The sequence below is a fragment of the Arthrobacter sp. Y3221157 genome (assembly GCF_059089865.1).
Window position 1 is genome coordinate 1 of the sequence record NZ_JBNHFD010000241.1, and the last position, 352, is coordinate 352.

1 pseudogene is annotated in these 352 nt (G+C 72.2%); it reads right to left on the reverse strand.

The window, feature by feature from the left end:
- Window positions 1-30: 30 nt before the first annotated feature.
- A pseudogene (locus AC5RTT_RS20850) lies at window positions 31-352 on the reverse strand (hypothetical protein); the annotation flags it as partial.

Below are 352 nucleotides of genomic sequence, written 5' to 3' on the forward strand. Positions count from 1 at the left end.
GGGTCAGCGGCCGGGTCCGCCGCTGACCCGCTAGACCCGGGCGCCGTCGTCGTCCTCGTCTTTTTCCTGCGGGAGCTTCATGATCAGGTAAACGGTTCCCAGCACGAACGCGGCCACGATGCCCACAACCGCCAGCAGCGGCGCGGAACGCCAGAACATCGCCGAGAGCAGCAGGGCTACCGGTCCGCCCACCGCCGCCAGCCACGCCAGCATGGTCAGCGGGTCCGTGCCGGCCAGGCTCGGGGGTTCTTCGGGGATGAAGTCGCCGCCGTCGTCGTCCACTGCGTAGTTCCGGGGGCCCTCCGGCGCGTCCCCGTTCCGGCCCTGGCCGGCCCTTGCCTGGCGCTGGGCC